This window comes from Desulfocastanea catecholica (assembly GCF_054657295.1).
The window spans coordinates 99065-117153 of the sequence record NZ_BAAHYZ010000014.1 but is presented as its reverse complement, the minus strand read 5'-3'; the positions used below and the strand labels follow the sequence as shown (position 1 = coordinate 117153).

15 protein-coding genes are annotated in these 18089 nt (G+C 50.9%); 8 read left to right on the top strand and 7 right to left on the bottom strand.

Features of this window, described 5'->3' with window-relative positions:
* Window positions 1-111: 111 nt before the first annotated feature.
* The gene (locus tag ACYQ8U_RS14010; protein ID WP_459946171.1) at window positions 112-636 is read left to right on the top strand and encodes a shikimate kinase; all 525 of its coding nucleotides are present in this window, start codon (window positions 112-114) and stop codon (window positions 634-636) included.
* A gap of 53 nt (window positions 637-689) precedes the next feature.
* On the opposite strand, the gene ACYQ8U_RS14005 is transcribed toward ACYQ8U_RS14010, so the two are convergent.
* Window positions 690-3056, bottom strand: a complete 2367-nt coding sequence (locus ACYQ8U_RS14005; protein WP_459946170.1) for a hybrid sensor histidine kinase/response regulator — start codon at window positions 3054-3056, stop codon at window positions 690-692.
* A 299-nt stretch (window positions 3057-3355) separates the two neighbouring features.
* On the opposite strand from ACYQ8U_RS14005, the gene ACYQ8U_RS14000 reads away from it, so the two are divergent.
* The 3 genes from ACYQ8U_RS14000 to ACYQ8U_RS13990 all read left to right on the top strand — a co-directional run bounded on the left by ACYQ8U_RS14000 (window position 3356) and on the right by ACYQ8U_RS13990 (window position 7092).
* Window positions 3356-4927: a DUF2868 domain-containing protein gene (locus ACYQ8U_RS14000; protein WP_459946169.1), complete on the top strand. Its 1572-nt coding sequence runs from the start codon at window positions 3356-3358 to the stop codon at window positions 4925-4927.
* Window positions 4928-4939: 12 nt separating this feature from the next.
* Window positions 4940-6349, top strand: coding sequence for a GTPase/DUF3482 domain-containing protein (locus ACYQ8U_RS13995; RefSeq protein ID WP_459946168.1), 1410 nt, complete (start codon window positions 4940-4942; stop codon window positions 6347-6349).
* A gap of 119 nt (window positions 6350-6468) precedes the next feature.
* Window positions 6469-7092 carry a plasmid pRiA4b ORF-3 family protein gene (locus ACYQ8U_RS13990; RefSeq protein WP_459946167.1) on the top strand — a complete coding sequence of 208 codons (624 nt, stop codon included), beginning with the start codon at window positions 6469-6471 and terminating at the stop codon, window positions 7090-7092.
* A gap of 3 nt (window positions 7093-7095) precedes the next feature.
* Here the strand turns inward: ACYQ8U_RS13990 and ACYQ8U_RS13985 are convergent, their stop codons facing one another.
* On the bottom strand, window positions 7096-10272 hold the full coding sequence (locus ACYQ8U_RS13985) for a DUF748 domain-containing protein (RefSeq protein WP_459946166.1): 3177 nt from the start codon (window positions 10270-10272) through the stop codon (window positions 7096-7098).
* Window positions 10273-10753: 481 nt separating this feature from the next.
* Between ACYQ8U_RS13985 and ACYQ8U_RS13980 the strand changes: the two genes are divergently transcribed.
* Window positions 10754-11296 (top strand): flavin reductase family protein, encoded by a 543-nt coding sequence (locus tag ACYQ8U_RS13980; RefSeq protein WP_459946165.1) that lies wholly within the window; start codon window positions 10754-10756, stop codon window positions 11294-11296.
* An 86-nt stretch (window positions 11297-11382) separates the two neighbouring features.
* Window positions 11383-11631 (top strand): GlsB/YeaQ/YmgE family stress response membrane protein, encoded by a 249-nt coding sequence (locus ACYQ8U_RS13975; RefSeq protein ID WP_459946164.1) that lies wholly within the window; start codon window positions 11383-11385, stop codon window positions 11629-11631.
* A gap of 407 nt (window positions 11632-12038) precedes the next feature.
* Here the strand turns inward: ACYQ8U_RS13975 and ACYQ8U_RS13970 are convergent, their stop codons facing one another.
* The 5 genes from ACYQ8U_RS13970 to ACYQ8U_RS13950 form a co-directional block, all read right to left on the bottom strand.
* Complete coding sequence (locus ACYQ8U_RS13970; RefSeq protein WP_459946163.1) at window positions 12039-12818, bottom strand: MlaD family protein; 780 nt, start codon at window positions 12816-12818, stop codon at window positions 12039-12041.
* 84 nt (window positions 12819-12902) lie between these two features.
* On the bottom strand, window positions 12903-13901 hold the full coding sequence (locus ACYQ8U_RS13965; RefSeq protein WP_459946162.1) for an ATP-binding protein: 999 nt from the start codon (window positions 13899-13901) through the stop codon (window positions 12903-12905).
* A 287-nt stretch (window positions 13902-14188) separates the two neighbouring features.
* On the bottom strand, window positions 14189-14371 hold the full coding sequence (locus ACYQ8U_RS13960; protein ID WP_459946161.1) for a hypothetical protein: 183 nt from the start codon (window positions 14369-14371) through the stop codon (window positions 14189-14191).
* The gene (locus ACYQ8U_RS13955) at window positions 14371-14646 is read right to left on the bottom strand and encodes a hypothetical protein (protein WP_459946160.1); all 276 of its coding nucleotides are present in this window, start codon (window positions 14644-14646) and stop codon (window positions 14371-14373) included. The genes ACYQ8U_RS13960 and ACYQ8U_RS13955 overlap by 1 nt, the downstream gene beginning before the upstream one ends.
* Window positions 14647-14883: 237 nt before the next feature.
* The gene (locus tag ACYQ8U_RS13950; RefSeq protein WP_459946159.1) at window positions 14884-16326 is read right to left on the bottom strand and encodes a GEGP motif-containing diheme protein; all 1443 of its coding nucleotides are present in this window, start codon (window positions 16324-16326) and stop codon (window positions 14884-14886) included.
* Window positions 16327-16650: 324 nt separating this feature from the next.
* Between ACYQ8U_RS13950 and ACYQ8U_RS13945 the strand changes: the two genes are divergently transcribed.
* Together ACYQ8U_RS13945 and ACYQ8U_RS13940 are read left to right on the top strand one after the other, a co-directional pair.
* Window positions 16651-17514: a tetratricopeptide repeat protein gene (locus ACYQ8U_RS13945; protein ID WP_459946158.1), complete on the top strand. Its 864-nt coding sequence runs from the start codon at window positions 16651-16653 to the stop codon at window positions 17512-17514.
* A complete protein-coding gene (locus ACYQ8U_RS13940) occupies window positions 17511-18050 on the top strand; it encodes a LysM peptidoglycan-binding domain-containing protein (protein WP_459946157.1) in 540 nt (179 codons plus the stop codon). The genes ACYQ8U_RS13945 and ACYQ8U_RS13940 overlap by 4 nt, the downstream gene beginning before the upstream one ends.
* Window positions 18051-18089: the final 39 nt, after the last annotated feature.

The following is an 18089-nucleotide window of genomic DNA, read 5'->3' as shown; positions in this document are numbered from 1 at the left end:
CAAGGACCGCCATGATGAACTGGATCAGGTTTATTTGACCGCCGCACATTGCCGCAAAGGAACAAAGGCGGTATACTTTCAGCTTTTCTTCATTTACTCTTAATTGACATTATGCCAGATAACGACAATAGCAACATCATCTTGACCGGCTTCATGGGCACAGGAAAAACAACCGTAGGCAAATTACTGGCCAAGAAGCTGAAACGCGAGTTTATCGATACGGATCGATTGATTGAACAACGTCAACGGCTGACCATTCCAGAGATATTTGCCAATCTGGGCGAGGCGGCCTTTCGCCGTATGGAAGCGGAAATTGCCGGAGAATTAGGCGAACGGCAAGGGCTGGTCATTTCAACCGGCGGCCGTCTTATGCTCGACCCCGCCAACGTCAAAGCACTGAGCAGCAAGGGGCATGTCTTTTGCCTGGTCGCTACGCCCGAGGAAATATTATCGCGAGTGGCAAGGGATGCCGACAGTCATCGGCCTCTTCTCGATGGAGCCAACCCCGGCAAAAAAATTGCCGCACTTCTGCAGGAAAGGAAAAAGGGCTACGAACGTTTTCTTACTCTGGTTACAGACAACAAACAACCATCTGATATAGTAGAAGATATACTTAAAATCCTGCCGACCCTGTAAAGCAGTATCCAGCGCAAGGGAAAGCAGCTCAACAATGGCCCAGGGGCCCGCAATTATCGTTTTTCCTCTGCCAGTATCTTCCAGACGGCAAAGGCCAGATCCCTTGAGGAAAACGGCTTCTGGATAAAATGTATACCGTTATCAAGCACTCCATGGTGGGCGATAACATTGGCGGTATAGCCAGAGGTGAACAGACACTGCACATCCGGTTTCATGCCGACGAGAATCCTCGCCAGATCCCGGCCATTCATCTCCGGCATAATCACATCGGTGATAAGCAGTCGAATCTCATCGATGTGGGCGTGGGCCAGGCGAATAGCCTCGCTTGGTGAAGCAGCTGTCAGCACGACGAAACCAAGCTGCTCGAGCATCTCCTTCCCGACGTTGAGAATCACCGCCTCATCCTCCACCAAAAGCACCAGCTCGCCGTTGCCTCTCGGCATATTCGACACCTTTTCAGTCAGGCCCTCCGCGAGCCCGCCGGAAAAACGCGGCAGGAAAATCTTGAAAGTCGTCCCCTGGCCCGGCTCACTGTAGACACTGACAAAGCCCTTGTTCTGCCTGACGATACCATAGACGCCGGCCAATCCGAGGCCGGTGCCTCTGCCCGTTTCCTTGGTAGTGAAAAATGGCTCGAAGATATGCTCCAGGATCTCCTTGTCCATCCCCGAACCATTATCACTGACGCAGAGCTGGACATATTGTCCCGGAATACAGCCGGTGTGAACGGCGCAATAGGCAGCATCAAAGGTGACATTTTCGGTTTCAATGGTAATCTTGCCCACCCCGTCGATTGCGTCCCGGGCGTTAACGCAGAGATTGGCGACAAGCTGATCAACCTGCGAGGGATCAATCCTGATCAGCCATAATTCGGCGCCCGGTTTCCAGACAAGATCAATATCCTCATTGATTAAACTCATCAGCATGGGCAGCAGGTCGGCAATATAATCGTTGAGATCGAAAACCTTCGGCTCGACCGTCTGTTTACGGGCAAAGGCCAGCAATTGGCGGACGAGATCAGCCGAGCGATAGGCCGCTTCTATGATGATCTCGAGATTCGCATGGACAGGGTCGGGCTGCTCGAAATTTTTTATCGCCATTTCCGCATGGCCGAGAATAACAGTGAGCATATTGTTGAAGTCGTGGGCCACGCCGCCGGCCAGTCGCCCTATCGACTCTATTTTCTGTGCCTGCAGCAATTGTGCATGTAGCTTTTCCCGTTCCACTTCAGCCCGCTTCCTCTCGCTGATGTCAAGGGCGGTGAAGATGATCCCGCTTACAAGATCACTCGGGTTGATCGGCGAAGAACACAGCAGTATCTCGATGATTTTGCCATCCTTTCGCTGCCAGCGTGTTTCAACGATGCCTGTCTTGTCTGCACTGATCTGGCGGTATTTTTCCGCCCCGACGTACTCATATTCCTTGTCGTCTGGATAGAGCATGCGGGCGTTCTTGCCGACTAATTCTTCCTGAGCGTAACCGGTCATCTGACACATGCGCTCGTTGACGACCAGGAAGACCCGGTTGCGTACTACACCGATGGCGGTGGGGGCTGTACGTAAAATACTGCCGAGCAGTTTTTTGTTGGTGCGCAGAGCCTGCAGCGCCTCGGTTTGTTCAGTCACATCTCTGGTGACGGAGATGATGTGGGCAACGTTGTTCAGCATGATGACCCGCGCCGACATTCGCCCAAGGCCGACACTGCCGTCCTTCCTGCGAAATCTGGCTTCAAGATCATTGCAGTAGCCGTGGGCCAGGAGTTCCTGCACCAATTTCTGCCTGTCGCTCAGATCATGCCAGATATCGATATCAGCCGATGTCCTGCCGAGTACCTCCTCGGGGCGATAGCCGGTCAACCTGGTGAACCCTTCGTTTACCTCGACAAACCTTCCGTCGTCAAGACGGTTGACGTTGATAGAATCGGGGCTGGTCTGAAAGGTCAGTCGGAAGCGCTCCTCACTCTGCCGCAAAGCCGCTTCGGCCAACCTGCGCTCGGTAATATCGGTAAAAACGGTAAAAACCCGCCAGGGCTGGTCTTCCCCGGCACGAAACTCAGGCACCGCGTCCACCAGCAGCCAGCAATGTCGGCCTTGCTCGGGATGCAAAACCCCGATCACCTTCCCCAGGACCGGCCGTCTGGTGGCCAGTGCCAGCAGAGCGGGATGTTCCGCCTCCGGCAGGTCTGCCCCCTCTTCCCCCACTGTTCTCCACTCAGGATCCATTGCCTTGCGGCCCTGCATCCGGGCTAAAGAAAGACCTAGAATACGTTCGGCCGCTGGATTGGCGGAGATGATGTGTCCGTCGGCAGAATAATACACCACGCCCTGTGTCATAGCCGCAAACAGATTTCGGTACGTTTCCGGCCCTTCATCCTTAGGCGGATCACCTCCAACACTACTCGTCTTACAAGAATTATTCATAAAATTTGCGGCGTTAAGTGATGCAGCAGTGCATTACGTCGAAGGCAAGGTCGAAACTCAATCAAACCCTGTCATGCTACTCTTTCACATGGTAATTATCAATTTTTTTTGTGCCGAAAAACCGCTTTTACCACAAAAGCCAACCGTTAAGAATACTTTCGAATACCCTGACAGCCGTAGCTGTTTCAATATGTCAGGTTAATGATGCATAGCTCACAGATTCTCTCAATCCCTGCAATTCGAACGGTTAGTGAAGAGGTTTTATTGCTCCATACATTCATTCTGGTATAATGGGGCGCATGAAGACCAACGAAAAATATAATTGTATCATTGATCTGGAATATTTTTTCCATCAGGATACCGGTACAGACCGCGGCAAACTCCAGCAGCGCGACAGAAATATCTACCTTGACGGCCAGGATCAGCTGAAAAACGAAGATGAGCCGACCAGCGGAGACATCATCCTGCTCTGGCTTACCAAGAGAAGACAACAGGAATTTCCGGGCCCCGAGCAGAAAAGTCCGGGATCCATCTTCGGCGACACCTTTCTCCTTTTTCGAAATCTCGCTACCTTCAAAGGGATGTTTGTTGGACTTATTGCCGGCTTTTCTTTTTTCACCTACACCGGCACTACTCCGGTGAACGTTTTTCATTTCCTGCTGCTGTTCATCGTCTCGCAACTTGCCTTCGTCACCTTTCTCCTTGCCGCCTGGCTGGTTCGACGGCTGCTGCCCGGCTTGAAACTTCCCTCGTTCTATAGCGCGCTCTTTCGCGGCATGCTCGGCAGGATTGTCGCCTTTCTGCACAAACAGTGGCTCAGCAAAATGGCCGGCAACCAGCGCGCCAGTGTGCTCCACGCCTTCGGCATTCTCAAGGCGCGCAGCTCGGTGTACGGGTATCTCTTTTACTGGCCGCTGTTTGTCCTGTTCCAGCTCTTTGCCATCGGCTTCAATCTCGGCCTTCTCACGGCAACACTGGTGAAAATTTCCACCAGCGACCTGGCTTTCGGCTGGCAATCGACCCTGCAGTTCAGTGTCGAGGCCATCCACCGCGCCATCATGCTGATCGCTCTGCCCTGGTCCTGGTTTGTCCCCAGCGGCGGTTATCCGACACTTGCCGAGATCGAGGGCAGCCGGATCATCCTCAAGGAGGGTATTTACCACCTGACCACAGAAAATCTCATCGCCTGGTGGCCTTTTCTCGTTTTCTGTCTGCTGTTTTACGGCCTCTTTCTCCGCCTGGCCCTCCTCATTACCGGCAAGGTGATGGAGAGAAAGTCGCTGCAGAAACTCAAGTTCGACACCCCGGCCTGCCTCGATCTGCTCAGGCGCATGCAGACCCCTCTGGTCTCGACCCAGGCCGCACCGGAAGCGCAGCAGCCAAGCCGGAAAAATCACCCCGGACCAAGGCAGCAGCCACTCCCGCCTTCAGCTCGAAGCCAAAGCGAGCAGAGCGCCCAGGCCAGCCAGACCGTCCTTATTCCCGACGATATTGCCGCCCTCTGCCCGACGGACGAGCTCGAGGCGCTGCTGCAGCAGAGGGGCCTGGCCATAGAGGCAGTACACAACTTCATGAGCAGTTACGATGCCGACCGGCAGCTGCTGCAGCGTCTGGCGGAAAAAAAGTGGCAGCCCAGCGAAGGCGTCTTTATTGTCATGGAGGGCTGGATGGTTCCCCTGGTCGATTTCCTCAGCCTGGTCAAAGAGCTGCGGGAAATTTTGCCCAAAAACGCCATCATTCACATCGGGTTGGTGGGGCGGCCGCAGGCGACCGTTTTTACCCCGGTTGCCCCGGAAGATTTTACCATCTGGCAGCAAAAGATCGAGGCCGTCGGCGACCCCTATCTGACCCTCTTTTCTCTCATCTCCTGACAGGAAGATTTCATGACACCTGAATTTGCCATACTGGGCCACCCGAACGAAGGAAAATCCTCCGTTCTCTCCACCCTTGCCGAGGATGATTCGGTACGCGTCAGTCCGACCCCCGGCGAGACCACCGAATGCCGCAGTTTTCCGGTGGTGATCGATGGCCGGGAGGTAGTGCGTTTCACCGATACCCCGGGCTTCCAAAATCCGGGCAGGGTGCTCAGTGAATTACAGAAACGGGCGGAAAATGAAGAGAATCCGCTGAAGACTTTTCGTGAATATGCGGCAACCATCCCTGAACTGCACGATGACCGGGAGCTGCTCGGCCCCGTCGAGAGGGGGGCGGGTATCATCTATGTGGTCGACGGCTCGCGGCCGGTGCGCAACGTCGACAAGGCAGAGATGGAAATCCTCCGCCTTACCGGCAAGCCGAGGATGGCCATCATCAACTGCAAGGAAGATGCAACGGAGCACCTGCCGGCCTGGAAAGCCGAGTTTCGCAAGAATTTTAATTCCAGTCGCCTGTTTAACGCCCACCGGGCCACCTATGCCGAACGAATCCTTCTGCTCGAAGCGCTGAAATCCATCGATCAGGACTGGCACCAGGTTCTCTCCGAGGTGGTCAGCGCCTTCAAAAAAGACTGGGCCGGCCGCAATACCGCCACGGCGGATATTATCACCGGCCTGCTTTCCGCCAGCCTCTCCCTGCAGCTGACCGATGACGTCAGCTCCGAAGGACAGGCAGAGCAGTGCCGGCAAAAACTCTTTGCCCGCTACAGCGAAAAAATCAGCCAGATGGAAAAGGACGCCCACCATCGCATTCGCAACCTGTTCAAGCACAATATCTTTCGTTATGACCTGCCGCCCCATTCGATTCTCAACAGGGATCTCTTTGATGAACAGACCTGGCAGCTCCTTGGGCTGACTCGGCAACAGGTTGTCATTGCCGGCGGACTCGGCGGGGCAGCCATCGGCGCCGGGCTGGAGATGGCCACTTTCGGCCATGGCCTCGGCGTGTTCACCGCCGTGGGCACCATTGCCGGGGCACTGAGCGCGTTTTTCGGCGGAGAGAATATCTCCGACAAGGCCAAATTCCTCGGTCTGCCCCTCGGCGGCAAACGGGTCCAGGTCGGCCCGGCCAAATCCATTGATCTGCTCTTTATCCTGCTCAACCGCTCCCTGCTCTACTACCAGCACACCATCAACTGGGCCCATGGCCGAAGAGACTACGAAAAAGCGTCGCAAGTCCTTCTGCAAACCGACTCGCCGCAGGGATTTACCAAGAACTGGTCGACCGGAAACATAAAAATCTGCCATGACTTCTTCAAAGTCATCCGCGATGAAAAAGGCGACAACGGCAGGAAAGCCACGGAAAAATTTAAGCAGCTGCTGCTGACGACGATGCAGGAGATATCAGAAAGCGAATAATAAGGGATCGGCTGCCACTGGCCAGGCTTCGCTTCCTGCATTAGAATAAGTGCCTGATCAGTTGAACAGCACACGGCAAAAGAGACAGGCAATCAGTGTACGGCGATAAGGAGGAGCGAATGGCTCAGGTTATTAAAGGTGTTTTCCCTGAAAGCAGCAAAAGCGAAACGAAAAAAGACGACAAGCAGGTACCAAGCTATATCCTGCATATTTCCATAGCCTTTTCCGACCCACTCATCTGGCGACGCATCCAGGTGCCGGGAACTTTCACCCTGGCGCAACTGCACGAGGTCATCCAGCTGAGCATGGGCTGGAGTGACTCCCATGTCCATCAGTTCCACGTTGGCAAGATCAGCTACGAACCGACCATAAAAACCAACGCTCCCCGGGAATCGAAGCGTTTCGACGAGCATAAATACCAACTGCACACCCTCGAAGAAGGCATGCGCTTCATGTTTACCTACCTCTATGACGCCGGCGAGGGCTGGGAACATGAGATCCATCTGGAGGAGGTCATTCCACCGACCAGACAGCTCAAACATCCGATCCTTCTGTCGGGAGAAATGGCCTGTCCTCCGGAGACGGTAGGAGATATCCATCACTATCTGCAGCTGGTATCCGCCCTTGAATCCCCCGGCAGCAAGCATCACAACAGCCTTTTTGAACTCAGCGGCCGCGCCGATTTTGATCCAGGCTATTTTGACCTTGAGGCGGCCAAAAAAAGGGTGAACATGGGCCGATAAACGTTACATCTGCAGCAGCACTGCCGGAATGGCGTCTTTCTTGGTGTCGATAGCGGTATCGCAGATCAGTAATCGATTGTGGGCGATATCGTATTTCTCTTTGAGCAGATTCTGTATCGCCTCAGCCCGCTGTTGACCGAGATGCAGTAAGTCGTTCTTTTTTTCCTCATCGACGGCGACTACCTCGCCCTTCACGGCGGTCTTTTTCTTCTCGGTCAAAAACTCCCAGGAGGCAACCCGGGGACAAATCTGCATATCGGTATCGGGACGATCCTGTAAAATTTTGCCGATCCTCTCCAGATATTTGATATGTTCGTCAGTCAAAGTCGTTTCCTGCTGCGCAAACACCACCGGCGGCAGCTTGACCTGCAGCATATTCTCGCCAACCTTCATGCCGACATAGGCCAGTGCCCCATAAGGCCCCAGGGCGTACATGAGATAGCCCGAGGCGGCGGGCACAATTGCCTTACTGAGCGCGGTGATCAGGACATCGGAGATGCCGACATTCAGTTCGCTCACCGGCCCGCTCAAGGGGACATCAAGGGTAATGTTCCGTTTGTTGTCCCTGAGTAATGACAGCGCCGCGTCAAGCGGAATGGGCAACTGATTGTTCAGCTCCGCCGCGAGCTCCGGGGCGATGGTCTTGGTTTCCAGTTTTTTCAACAAAATGTTATTTTTCATCTTCAGTTTGTCGTCGGCGAGGGCAATCGACGATTTTACCTGCAGCTGTCCGCTGGCCAGCGCCGTGCCAACGGACTGGACGGTGTAGGCCGACAGACTGGAAAGCGGATAGTTTTTCAGATCCAGCTTCATATCCACGGCCGGCTTGGCTTTGAACGGGAAAATATGCCCAGTCACTTCCAGAGGCGCGCGTTTTTCCAGCTCCCCCTGAAAGACGATTTCGGTTTTCTCATCGGGCCGACTCGAATCAACACCGGTTACCTCCAGCCGGGTAATATTCAGGTCGGTTTTATAGGGGACCGCCAGGGTATAATCTTCAAAAAGGACCGAACTGTTGCCGGCGACAATAATTTTCTTCAGGGCAAAGGGCGCACTCGGCGATTCTTTGCCGGCAGCTGCGGGTGCCGCCGGCTTGGTTACCGGTGCACCTGACTGAGCCCCCGGTTGCTGCATCTCGACCATTTGCTGACTGATATTGATATTCCCCTGCTTATCCCGCACGACTATTGCCACCAGGTCGTCAAAGTGCAGGGTATCGCCCTGAAATCCTGCATCGCCGCTCCAGCTGACTACATTCAGAGTGGCGTCACGAAAGGACACCGCCGTCTTTTGGGCCGCATCATCTTTGGCAGCGAGAAAGGCAAAGTTCTCCAGCTGCACTTTTTCGGCCTCGAGTCTGGCTGTAGCGTCTATCGCCAGAGTACTAACCGTCAGGTCATCCAAACGGACAAGCTCGGTATCATTATGCACCGCGGTTATAAGAGGATTCTTCACCTGCAGCTCGCTGAGTTTATATGCCGCCAGGTCCTCGGTGAAAAAATCCGCCAGCCTGACCTCGGGGACAGCAATATGCAAGGGGAAATTGCCGGCCACCGCCGCCTGCACCCCGGTAGCAACAAGCTCCTGCCAGGCAATCGTGTTCCCTCCCCGCCCTTCCAGCTCCACCAGGCTCAGCTCATCAAAAGAAAGGCTCGGCTCGCCATTTTTACCTTCGAAAAGGGCAAACTTGGTCAGCCCAAGCGAACTCAGCCCTTGGATATCGAGGGGTTCCCCCAGGGTGATTGCGGTTTTGGATTTCAGTTCCACCTTCTCCTGCGCAAGACGAAGAGCAGGTTCCGGTAGGGTCTGCTGCAAGCCGCCGCCGAGAAGCGTGCCATCGAAGGCCAGGACGGACTTTTTGCCGGAGTCCCGCTGACTGAAATCAACCGCCCCCTGCCAGGAGAGAGACTTGCCTTGCGCGGCAAAAGGAGTCGACGGTTCGCCGCCGTCAACTTGAAACGCAGCGAGGTCAAGTGCACCATCGGCGTGAACCAGCAGCCCCTCCTGCTTATGATTGGAATCGTATTGCACGATGCCCTTATAGGAAAGGCTCTCTTCCACAATGCCATAGGGCGGCGCCTGCAGATCGACATTGTTCAGCAGCAGCCGACCATCATGTTCAAGGAGAATATTTTCCGCAAGGGTCAGGGTGGTCTTGCCACTCACCTCAATGGTTGTTTTTTCGACGACCAGGCCTGACGCCGGATTGCGCAGATTCAGGGCACGGGCCGCGAGCAGACCATCGGTGGTAATTTCCTGCGGGCTCTTTGCCGCTGCGGCATAGTGTATCTTGCCCTTCCAGGTGAAATTCTCCGCCGTGGCAGTGAAGTCACTGTTGCCGAGATCCGGTGCTGTCAGACCGAACGTACCGTCATAGTTGGTCTCAATCCCCGTTTCCGCTCCCTGACTGAAAAGAAGCTTGCCATCGAGGGCCACCTCGCCGGCCAGGGTCGGCAGAACATCACCCAGCAGCTTGGCAATTTCTTTTAATTGAAAGCCGGCAACCGAGATATTGCCGCCAATGCGCAGCTGAGGCACCAGCTGCACCGTATCCAGCTGCAGGGCAATCGGGCCGTCATTGAGTTGCCCCTTAAAGGTAAAACTCCCGGCGGGATGGTCCTGACGAGTGGACAGGCGAGCCAATTCGGCCTCATCGATGACCAGTGTCAGATCGAGTTCAGGGGTTTTCAGGTGGACACGGCTCTCCGATAAAATGACATGGTCGGCGAGAAAGTGCCAGGTGGATGCCATTTCCTTGCCGAGCTCCTCTGCATTCTCCGGCTCCTGCCCTTTCATGGTAAACGAACCAAAACGCCAGCTGCCGTCTTCATACTGTTCAAGATCAATGAATACGTTGTGATATTCCGCTCTTTTCACCTGGACATTGCGCTTAAGGAGCGCGATGAGCCGCATGTCCAGGACCATGCTGGCGTTGTGCATTATTGACTGCCCCCCGCGCTGTACATCCAACCCGCCAAGATATATTTTCCCGGCAAAAGGATTGTATCTGAGCTTTTCGATAGTCACGGCATCGGCACCACTTTTTATGAGAAGGTCGGCAAGATAATACTTGACGCCAAACGGCAGCAGCACCAGGAGCAGAGCCAGGGCGACGACCACCCCGCCCGATATTTTCATCCAGCGTCTGACCCGGAATGGCTTTTTGTTCGTCTCAGTCATTGTTTTCTCGTTCCTCTTTGTTCATCGGCTAATTGATATATCCGCAGGTGCAAAGCTGTCAGGCATCCGGCGGTAAGTATGTGCTACAACAATTGCCCTTCATAGATAACGCATATCTGATGGTACGCCAATTGAAAATTGCCAAATTCATACATATTGACGCAGGGTTGCTGCATGAGTGGCCTTGCATTTTTATTTGGATTGCCAACCTCTTTCTGGCATAGGCAAGGTTAGAAGAGATATTGCTGTGGGGTTCATGGATCGTTTCATCTTGATACCTGACAATGGTCGGTAGATGATGATAAAGAGATGGACAGATGCGCTTCAGCTGTTTCCGGGAATTTTTCCACCGGGGTTAATTATGGTTATAATATAAAATTAACTCATTAGTTCTTCAGTGTTTTTATCCTTGTCGTCCTGTTCAGCAATAGCTATATTCCATACCAATAATATGAACGTTGATACGCGAACGGAGATGGGCATGGAAAGGCTGCAGATGAGCAGGGTATTCACGCTAATAGAACCGGGGCCGGTTGTCTTGGTTACTACGAATGACGGCCAGAAGGACAACGTGATGACTATCTCTTGGACCATGGTATTGGACTTTGCAGCACAGTTTGCCATTACCACCGGACCATGGAATCATTCATACATCGCCCTTCAAGAATCGAGGGAGTGTGTAATTTCCATCCCAACGGTGGACCTCATTGATACCGTTGTTGGAGTGGGAACATGCTCTGGAGCTGATACGGATAAGTTTACAAAATTTAACCTCACTCGTTTGAATGCGAAATACGTTCGGCCACCAATCATCAAGGAGTGCCTGGCAAACATCGAATGCAGGGTCGTCGATATCGTGACCCAATACAACATCGTTGTGCTTGAAGGTGTTGCGGCATACTTTGACAGTACTCGAGAGGAGAAAAAAACTCTCCATGCTGTTGGTGACGGCACATTTATAGTAGATGGACGCAAAATCGACAGAAAGAAGATGATGCAGGCCAAACTGCCAAGCGGAATCTAGCTGTTTGTTAGCTGAAAAATTGGTAGGTAGTGATTGAAAATATGTTCATTTTGGAATCAAAATAAACCTAAAAAAGGAGGATGACAATGGGCATTCTATCTTGGATCGTAATGGGGCTAATCGTAGGTGTGCTCGCAAAATTTATCATGCCGGGCAAAGACCCTGGAGGATTTATCGTTACCATCTTGATAGGAATAGCGGGTGCTTTTGTGGGTGGGTATATTGGATCCTTTTTAGGACTAGGGGCATTTACAGGATTTAATTTTGGGAGTCTCTTGCTAGCTATCGGTGGCGCTATCATCCTTTTGATTCTATATCGTGTGGTAAAAAGATAGCCTCCTTTTTTACCCAGCGAACACAATACCCGAATACCAGCAAGAAAATGCCCTTGGTACATTATGATTCTTCCGGTGTAAAGATACTATTTATTCAATCCAGCTCAAGTCTTGATTGCTTCATTCCGCGCCGGGTATGTCATTCCGGGCTTACCCCTAAATATGCAAGTTATCGGACACATTTGGATTCCGGGTCAAGCACGCAATGACGACATCAAAGTACGCTTTAGCTGGATAAACCGTTTTCTTCTCCTTCTTTTTCACTGCACGTACGCATAAGCCGTTGTCAAAAAATAACATGGCCAAGGGGAATGCTCGGAACGGTCTAAGGTGCCGTAACGAAATGGATATAAATGGCCGGGTTATTTCGCAACGGCTCCTTCATTCGGAAGAATCAATATTTCCGCCTATATCCTGTTCATTTCGTCGAGTTGTTTATCCATAGCCTCTACTTCTTCGTCTCGACCTTTTTCACGAAGCTGCTCGCGGAGTTGGTCGATTTGCCTGCTTAGTTCCGGCAGCACTTCATCTCGAAGGTGATCTCGCACATTCTTTTGCGTCTTGTGAAATTCATCGGCAAATTGTTTGATGGACTCTTCGAGTTGTTTTACTTCCTGGCTATCCGGCACCTGACTCATTTCATTGCTGAAGGTTTGAAATTGCCGGGAAAGATTATCGAGTGCGTCAACCATCTCTTTGTCTAGTTTCAGGGAAGTCGATTTCAGTGATTTTTCCAGCTGTATCATCGCCTGCCGCATTTCAGATTCAATAACAGTGGCATTACGTTTGATACCATTCATCATCTCATCCAGAAATCCGGTTTTAACAGAACCTTGAACCAGTGCCCCTTTTTCCAAAACTTCTCCGCCGGGCTTTTCCTGCAAAATGGTCACAGCTTTGCCTTGCTGCTCGTTTGGATCTAAATCAATGAAAAACTTCGAATCCACCGTAACCGCGTTTTTAAATTCCGAAGAAATTGTAATTTCAACCAGATAATCACCTTGTTGGGTATAAGTGACTTTTTGCACTTTTCCGATATTGTTTTTTTCAAAATATACGGGATCGTCTGGTATTAATCCTAAAACATCGTCATAACGCACCTGAATGTTGAAAGAACTCTCCCCACACCCCCATAACAGCAGGAGTAGTGGAAAAATGATTATACGTGCAATGTGTTCTTGATTCATACATTATTTCCCTGGACAATTGCCTGGTACCTCAAATCCATCTCTCTTACACCTTCCAATGTACACTGACCTTCCTCACTTCCATCATTTTTCCGGCATTTCTCGGGGGATTTTCATCTTGAATACTGCCCCGCCTTTTTCATTTGGTTCGTATAAAAGATCGCCTCCGATGTCGACAAGGGCTTTTTTCCCAGAAGAAAGAGAGAGTCCATAACCGTCGGTTTTCGTGGTAAAAAATACGCTAAACAGCTTTGCTTCATTCTCTTTTGAGACCCCTGGACCGGAATCGGACACTTCAAATAGACAAAAGTCTGCTCTCCGTCTTGATCGCAATAGTATGGATTGGCCTTTCTCTGAAAAATCGATAGCATTGTCAACCAAAGAGTCGATGACCCTGGGGATAGGCTCAGCTATGACCATGGAAGAGCACCCCCCTTCCTGCAAATCGACGACGACGTTTATTCCTTTTGCTGCGGCTTTTTTATTATATTCCGGAAGCCTCTGTTCAAGCAGCTCGTTGAGGTCAGGAGGCAAAGGAAAGTCACCCAGGGTACCCACCGGTGTACTAAATTTAGCCAGGGCCTCAAGAAGTCTTTTCAGACGATCTATTTCAGATATCATATCGTCCTTTGTCGATCCACTTTCACTGACACTTGCCTGCTGTTGTATCTCCTCGATGTGCCTGACGATGTTTTGCACTTCTAGACTGACTGCAGTGGCAGCTTTCCCAAGAGCGGCGGCCCTCTCATTTTTAAACAACATAATCTGATGTTTCCGTTCTCTGTCGGATAACCAGCCGATGAGTAGAGCCACTAAAAAATACAGGCCGCTTTGGGTTAAAATAATCAAATGGCCACTGGCTTCATGGTCGCGAAACACCATGGGAAGCCCATACAGAAGACTTATAACAGTTGCCAGAAGCAATCCTGGTCGCAAACCGAACCAAAAACTGGTGAGAATAAGTGGTATGAAGAACAACTGCTGATGCAGTATATGAAATCCCGGATCGGAACCATGATATAAAACATGTACTGCCGAAATGGATCCAATTAGTAAGGCGATCGTTACTGCTTTTAAAATCATGCGCCCCCTCCTTCTCTTGAAATTGACTGTCATCTTTGCAGATGAAATAAAACCTCAAGCGAATAATTGTGCAATATGCCTTTAATATATTGATTACCTTAAGCGTTACTCCAAAAACTTTGCTTATTCTTCTTCCGGCTCGGGCCATCAATTCAAGCATCAACCGGTTTCTGTTATGCAGTGTCCTGAAGATGCCTCATCAATGGTATCTTTATCAAACTGACCATTGGGAACTACAGATCTTTTCAGTTTGCCAACGAGATACAAACCGCAGTGAAAATACCCCTCTATTTTGACTCGTCGGCGATGCGGGTTTGGTACTTAGCGACTTCAACCAAGGTTTCCAGGCGGACCACTCTTTTATCAACATCAATGACATGAGACTGCAAACGATCAATGTCCGAGTTTAACCGTTTTGTTTCGTCGGTGAGCTTTAAAACATCTATGAGTAATTCTTTCCAACCGGCCATCAATTACCCCTCGCGGCTAATATTTCCAGGGTCGTTTTCAAGCGACTACGTGTTTTCTGGGTATCTGCGATAGCCTCTTTCACTCTTGCTGCAACAAGGTCTAAAAGTTCGGATTCTTTGATGTCCATGGCAGCATCAGGGTTAAAAGCGTCGATAGCGGTTCTCACCATTTCGGCGGCGGATGTATTGTGTTTTTTTGCGAGAAGTTCGATTTTCTTAACCTGTGAGGGGGAAATCAAATATTGTTTTCTCACTAAATTTTCAGCAGCTTGCATATGTATCCCCTTTTGCGCATGGGTTAATCGGTACTAATTCACCTACAAAATATACACATACACAACGCCATACACAAGTTTTTTTCCTTCTTTGCCAGACGGATTATTTTCAGAAGTCAACCTTGCCCCTCTATACCAGGATAGGGTCGGAGGTGGGCTGGTTGTACTTCCCCTTCCCACCCCCCTTCTGCTGGTCGAGAAAACTTTCTAACACATTCTCAGGATACTACGCTCTGATCAGTCTTCTATAGCCAGCAGTACATTCAATTCGTGAATTGCCCAGTAAACTGCTTTTTGTTCGTTGCAGGTACGCAGCCAGTCATTCCTATCGACGCTTCCCGCGTTGATACAGCCATCTACTTTGTCCACGAGACTATCAAGCTGCATCGCAACCGGACGCTCGTGCCCTTTTTCCAGTTGACGCTGCATCAGCGACATCCGTTGCAGCAAAATCGGTCTGGCCGAATCGTTTTTAAATACAGAACTGTCCATGTCACGCAGAATATCCTGCAATGCATTCATCTTTGACAGGATGGTGTCGGTGGGATCAATGGCGCCGTACAAGAGGATTTTTTCTTCATCCACATAATTCCAGCCGGCCTCGAGGATATCGACATCGGTGGTGCCGGCGGGCAATGGTTCGACCTTGATCATCGTGGCCGATCGTGTTGCGTAGCCAGCGTTATGATCGGCATCGTTGTCGAATGGCCAAAGGACATCTTGAGCTTCGGAGGTTGAACTCTGATCTGGAGGACCTGGCACCTTTTGTGGAGGCACCACTCGAAAAGGACCTTCACCATCGAGTTTATTGGATTGTGTAAGCTCGCCCGGTTCAAGATAAAAACCGTCCCGTGCAAAAGCCAGAAGCATCTGCAAACCACCCTGCACTTCAATAGTATCACCATGAGACAGCCCGTCGACGAAGGGTGACGAGTAATTGCACCAGCCGTCTACGTTCAGACTATCATCAGCAGACTCGTCGTAATAAAACGTTGCTTGCGGATAAGAGCCATAGACATGATACAACAGTGGATCGCCAGCCGGATCCAGCGGATGATATTGCGCCCAGCCATCCGGCGCATATACGGTTATCCCGGTCGCCGATAGCAGCATTCCACTGTCGTTGAGCAGATCCGCCATTGGAATGCCTGAGTACTCTGCATAAAAATCACCTGATTTGTGCGTATTCATAAGCATCAACTGGGTGTGCAGCGGCATGGTTTCGAGCTCTTTCAGGCTAACCACCCGATAGGGAGCAACTACCTTGGTTGGATCATCGTTCGCATCGCCAGGATAGCGCAGCGCCGCAAATTCATCGCCGTTGACAAACCCATCACCGTCTGAATCTTCGCCGACAATGGTTGCCAAGGCCGCCGACGTACGACCATTCATTCTATATGACCTGCCGTAATCATTGAGTGTATCGTCGATATCCCCAGTTTCGTCGTAACCATAAGAATAATGACACCACTGACAGCTGCCCAGTTCAACCCACACCCCCTTTTTCTCGTATTGCCCACCGGAATGACACAAGGCACAGCTGTCAAGCTTGGTTCCTTCGATTGCCGGATATACCTGCAAGACAATAACTGAATCTGTATCCGCGCCATGATGATAGGCTGCAAATGCTGCAAAAGGCATCATCAAATAAACTACAAAAAGCAACACTGTTCGTCTCATAATTCCCTCCCCATTGATTAGTAACACAGAACGCCCACCACAGATCTGTACCGAGCAGCACTGACAATTGCCTGTCTGACACTGCATGAGGCAGGTACTAGTAAACCGGTTTTAAATTGTCAATATTGGGTGGAAAAATGAGAAAACTATAACGACGGCAGACAAGTAGTAACCTCATTACCCGAAAGACACCTTTTTCAAATGACTTGAGAAAAAAATTTGCAGAATAGAGAAAATTTTATTTATTTGATGATTAAGGTCTGTCACTACAGCGTATTTGCAAGGCGACAGTAATAAAAGCTATCACAAACTACGGAATTCGCAATGGATCAACCAGCGGAACAAAGAAAGCCCCTCAGGGTTGCTCCCGACCAGAGCAGGACCAGCAAAGCCAACAAAACCTTACTGGTCGGGCTTACAGCAGGAATCATGCTGGTTGCCGCTCTCCTAACTCTTTTCCAGCACCAGGACGCTCAGCTGACAGCTCCCCGGACGGTGAAGGCCGCTGCGGTCGAGAAAATACCCGATCAGACGGTCACTCCATCTGCTCAGCCCCCTGCACCTATTTCTCCATCTTCGGTGAGATCCCCGGCTGAAACATCGGGGGAAGAGTTGTACCAAAAAGGCATGTTCGCCCTCATCGACAGACAATACCAGGAAGCGGTCAACTCCTTTGCCAAACTGCAGACCAGCAATCCGGAGATGCGCGATAAAATCGACTTGCCCTATGCCGAAGCCTTGCTGGGGCTCGGTGACAACCTGCGTAAAAGCGACCCACAACAGTCTATTCGACTTTTAAAAAAGGCTACCCAGCTCGATCCGCACAGTTTCCGAGCTCATTTCCAGCTGGCCATTGCCCTCACCGGGCAAAAAGATTATGCTGCTGCAATAGTAAGTTACCAAAGAGCCATTGAAATAAATCCACAGTCTCCGGACACTTTTTTTAACCTCGGCTTTGTTTATGCCGCATCAAAAAATTATGCTGGAGCGGTAGAAATGTATACACGAACCATAGCGCTCGCCCCGGTTTATGTCGATGAAGCACTTTTCAATCTTGCTCTGGCCCAAAGCAAACAGGGTGAAAAAGAACAAAGCATTGCCAACCTGAAGAAGGCCTTGTCAGTAAATCCGGACAACCAGGCGGCCCAAAAATATCTTCAACAAATACAAGGTAGCTCGGAACAATGAGGGCAGCACAGCGTATACATCTTGTCTATTTTCTCAGCCTGATCACCGCTCTGGTCTGCGCCGGCTGTGTGCCTCAACCCAAGACTGTTACCGATGTGGCGCCGGCACCGACTACGGAACACCCGGTAGAGGAATATTCCGATAGCGCCTATGCAGCAGGCGATGAGGTCTATCCGGCCGGTTATTATATCCATACGGTGAGCGTGCCCAACGAAAATATCTCCATCATCGCCAAATGGTATACTGGGAGTCAGAAAAACTGGGTGGTTCTGGCGGAATGTAATCCGACCATTAAGCCGAACCGCATATTTTTAGGCGATAAGATCAAAATCCCACGCAGTTTAATGACCAGACAAACCGAACTCCCGGCAAAATTTGTCCATCAAACATATTCCCGGGTAAAAAAGAAGAAAACTGCAAAGGCCCCGGTTCGCCAGGTTCAGACTAAAACCCAGGCGGCACCACCGGCGGCGGAAGAACAACCGACCAAACCGGCGAAAGAAGAACCCCTGTTTTTTGGTCCGAAAGGATACTGATGATCAAAATTGCCAAAGCGTTCCCGTAGCAGCCGGGTT

Bases quoted from the DNA above. Each gene is read 5' to 3' on its own strand.
- ACYQ8U_RS14010 (WP_459946171.1), top strand. From the start codon at position 112: ATGCCAGATAACGACAATAGCAACATCATCTTGACCGGCTTCATGGGC.
- ACYQ8U_RS14005 (WP_459946170.1), bottom strand. From the start codon at position 3,056: ATGAATAATTCTTGTAAGACGAGTAGTGTTGGAGGTGATCCGCCTAAG.
- ACYQ8U_RS14000 (WP_459946169.1), top strand. From the start codon at position 3,356: ATGAAGACCAACGAAAAATATAATTGTATCATTGATCTGGAATATTTT.
- ACYQ8U_RS13995 (WP_459946168.1), top strand. From the start codon at position 4,940: ATGACACCTGAATTTGCCATACTGGGCCACCCGAACGAAGGAAAATCC.
- ACYQ8U_RS13990 (WP_459946167.1), top strand. From the start codon at position 6,469: ATGGCTCAGGTTATTAAAGGTGTTTTCCCTGAAAGCAGCAAAAGCGAA.
- ACYQ8U_RS13985 (WP_459946166.1), bottom strand. From the start codon at position 10,272: ATGACTGAGACGAACAAAAAGCCATTCCGGGTCAGACGCTGGATGAAA.
- ACYQ8U_RS13980 (WP_459946165.1), top strand. From the start codon at position 10,754: ATGGAAAGGCTGCAGATGAGCAGGGTATTCACGCTAATAGAACCGGGG.
- ACYQ8U_RS13975 (WP_459946164.1), top strand. From the start codon at position 11,383: ATGGGCATTCTATCTTGGATCGTAATGGGGCTAATCGTAGGTGTGCTC.
- ACYQ8U_RS13970 (WP_459946163.1), bottom strand. From the start codon at position 12,818: ATGAATCAAGAACACATTGCACGTATAATCATTTTTCCACTACTCCTG.
- ACYQ8U_RS13965 (WP_459946162.1), bottom strand. From the start codon at position 13,901: ATGATTTTAAAAGCAGTAACGATCGCCTTACTAATTGGATCCATTTCG.
- ACYQ8U_RS13960 (WP_459946161.1), bottom strand. From the start codon at position 14,371: ATGGCCGGTTGGAAAGAATTACTCATAGATGTTTTAAAGCTCACCGAC.
- ACYQ8U_RS13955 (WP_459946160.1), bottom strand. From the start codon at position 14,646: ATGCAAGCTGCTGAAAATTTAGTGAGAAAACAATATTTGATTTCCCCC.
- ACYQ8U_RS13950 (WP_459946159.1), bottom strand. From the start codon at position 16,326: ATGAGACGAACAGTGTTGCTTTTTGTAGTTTATTTGATGATGCCTTTT.
- ACYQ8U_RS13945 (WP_459946158.1), top strand. From the start codon at position 16,651: ATGGATCAACCAGCGGAACAAAGAAAGCCCCTCAGGGTTGCTCCCGAC.
- ACYQ8U_RS13940 (WP_459946157.1), top strand. From the start codon at position 17,511: ATGAGGGCAGCACAGCGTATACATCTTGTCTATTTTCTCAGCCTGATC.